The organism is Ruegeria sp. AE4, from assembly GCF_056542185.1.
In genome coordinates this window covers 1-2,500 of the sequence record NZ_JBQFZK010000036.1, presented here as the reverse complement: position 1 = coordinate 2,500, position 2,500 = coordinate 1, and the positions used below count along the sequence as shown (strand labels likewise).

General features: G+C 54.2%; 1 tRNA gene and 2 rRNA genes (1 of these 3 cut by a window edge). All 3 read left to right on the top strand.

Annotated elements, in window-relative coordinates:
- Positions 1 to 2,030, top strand: a 23S ribosomal RNA gene (locus ACR0EK_RS20100) (it extends 815 nt beyond the left edge of the window).
- Between the two features lie 226 nt (positions 2,031 to 2,256).
- Positions 2,257 to 2,371 (top strand): 5S ribosomal RNA (gene rrf, locus ACR0EK_RS20095).
- Between the two features lie 52 nt (positions 2,372 to 2,423).
- Positions 2,424 to 2,500 (top strand) — tRNA-Met (locus ACR0EK_RS20090).

Sequence of the window (2,500 nt, the reverse complement as noted above, 5' to 3'; positions counted from 1 at the left end):
ACTCGGAGATAGCTGGTTCTCTGCGAAATCTATTTAGGTAGAGCGTCATCCGAATACCCCGGGGGGTAGAGCACTGGATGGGTAATGGGGCCCCACAGGCTTACTGATCCTAACCAAACTCCGAATACCCGGGAGTACTAGATGGCAGACACACTGCGGATGCTAACGTCCGTAGTGGAGAGGGAAACAACCCTGACCTACAGCTAAGGCCCCCAATTCATGGCTAAGTGGGAAAGCAGGTGGGACGACCAAAACAACCAGGAGGTTGGCTTAGAAGCAGCCATCCTTTAAAGATAGCGTAACAGCTCACTGGTCTAAATAAGTTGTCCTGCGGCGAAGATGTAACGGGGCTCAAGCCATGAGCCGAAGCTTAGGATGCCGTAAGGCATGGTAGCAGAGCGTAGTGTGACATAGAACTCATCCGTATTTGCATCTGTGTTGTGTAACAGCAGCGGGATGTAATGACGGATCGAGTTCTTTCGATGAAGCCGGCCTGTGAGGGATCCGGTGGAGAGATCACTAGTGAGAATGATGACATGAGTAGCGACAAAGAGTGTGAGAGACACTCTCGCCGAAAGTCCAAGGGTTCCTGCTTAAAGCTAATCTGAGCAGGGTAAGCCGGCCCCTAAGCCGAGGCCGAAAGGCGTAGGCGATGGGAACTAGGTTAATATTCCTAGGCCAGGAGGATGTGACGGATCACAGGTGTAGTTCAATCTTATCGGATTGATTGGGCTGCTGAGTGGTTCCTGGAAATAGCCCTCCATCAGACCGTACCCTAAACCGACACAGGTGGACTGGTAGAGCATACCAAGGCGCTTGAGAGAACGATGTTGAAGGAACTCGGCAAAATACCTCCGTAAGTTCGCGAGAAGGAGGCCCGGTTCCTAGGCAACTAGGGGCTGGGGGCACAAACCAGGGGGTGGCGACTGTTTATTAAAAACACAGGGCTCTGCGAAGTCGCAAGACGACGTATAGGGTCTGACGCCTGCCCGGTGCCTGAAGGTTAAAAGGAGAGGTGAGAGCCTTGAATTGAAGCCCAGGTAAACGGCGGCCGTAACTATAACGGTCCTAAGGTAGCGAAATTCCTTGTCGGGTAAGTTCCGACCTGCACGAATGGCGTAACGACTTCCCCGCTGTCTCCAACATCGACTCAGCGAAATTGAATTGCCTGTCAAGATGCAGGCTTCCCGCGGTTAGACGGAAAGACCCCGTGCACCTTTACTACAGCTTCGCACTGGCATCAGGATTGTGATGTGCAGGATAGGTGGTAGGCTTTGAAGCAGGAACGCAAGTACCTGTGGAGCCTCCCTTGAGATACCACCCTTCGCACTCTTGATGTCTAACCGCGGTCCGTTATCCGGATCCGGGACCCTGCGTGGCGGGTAGTTTGACTGGGGCGGTCGCCTCCTAAAGCGTAACGGAGGCGCGCGAAGGTTGGCTCAGAGCGGTCGGAAATCGCTCGTTGAGTGCAATGGCAGAAGCCAGCCTGACTGCAAGACTGACAAGTCGAGCAGAGTCGAAAGACGGCCATAGTGATCCGGTGGTCCCGAGTGGAAGGGCCATCGCTCAACGGATAAAAGGTACGCCGGGGATAACAGGCTGATACTGCCCAAGAGTCCATATCGACGGCAGTGTTTGGCACCTCGATGTCGGCTCATCTCATCCTGGGGCTGGAGCAGGTCCCAAGGGTACGGCTGTTCGCCGTTTAAAGAGGTACGTGAGCTGGGTTTAGAACGTCGTGAGACAGTTCGGTCCCTATCTGCCGTGGGTGTAGGAGACTTGAGAGGAGTTGCCCCTAGTACGAGAGGACCGGGGTGAACGATCCACTGGTGGACCAGTTGTCGTGCCAACGGCAGTGCTGGGTAGCTATGATCGGACAGGATAACCGCTGAAGGCATCTAAGCGGGAAGCCCCCCTCAAAACAAGGTCTCCCTGAGGGCCGTGGAAGACCACCACGTCAATAGGCCGGAGATGTAAGCGCAGTAATGCGTTCAGTTGACCGGTACTAATCGCCCGATAGGCTTGATTTGATCCAGTAATGGAAAGACACCCACCGCCTCAAGTAGCGAAGCGGTAGGCGAAATCAAAAAGCCAAAAACATACACACCTTGAACATGGACAGCGCGTGCCAACGCAAACGGCACTGTTGATTGATTACACAACCGAGTGGCACCGCGCATTTGCTTCACAAATACGCTGCCTGCCACCCGTCGCTTTTTTGCTCCGCAAAAACAGCGACGTGGGGATTTTCCTCGGTTTGGTGGTCATAGCGCAAGTGAAACACCCGGTCCCATCCCGAACCCGGAAGTTAAGCACTGCCGCGCCAATGGTACTTGGGCTTAAGCCCCGGGAGAGTAGGTCACCGCCAAACCTAGCAAAATCCCCAAATCTCTCTAAAACGATAAAAACAAATCTGACTCTGACGCGGGATGGAGCAGCCCGGTAGCTCGTCAGGCTCATAACCTGAAGGTCGCAGGTTCAAATCCTGCTCCCGCAACCA